Origin of the sequence: Burkholderia sp. BCC1977, from assembly GCF_905339595.1 — a bacterium.
Taxonomy (GTDB): domain Bacteria; phylum Pseudomonadota; class Gammaproteobacteria; order Burkholderiales; family Burkholderiaceae; genus Burkholderia.
Window position 1 is genome coordinate 1 of sequence record NZ_CAJPGQ010000205.1, and the last position, 269, is coordinate 269.

Consider the following 269-nt stretch of genomic DNA (forward strand, 5'->3'; position numbering starts at 1 on the left):
TTTGCGCGATACGCTTCCTCGGTCACCAGCATCGGGATGATGCTCGTCTTCACCATGCAGATGTTCGGCTCGAACATCGTCACGCGCCAGCGCGGCTTGCCCGGTCGATAGCCGAACGACAAACCGGCGCCGAGCGTCGCGCGCGCCTTGTCGAACAGCATCGGATGCCAGATGTGCGGGACGATCGTCACCGGCGCGCGCAGGCCCGTCTGGTAATAGTGCAGGCACGAGCGCTCGAATTCCGGAATCGTCCACACCGCGTCGTACGG

The 269-nt window shown here is 63.9% G+C and carries 1 protein-coding gene; it reads right to left on the bottom strand.

Translation table 11 applies throughout. The annotated features are described in order from the left end of the window. Positions 1-269, bottom strand: a 269-nt coding sequence (locus U5771_RS35485; RefSeq protein ID WP_322028224.1) for a DUF2827 family protein, incomplete at both ends; no start/stop codon positions are given.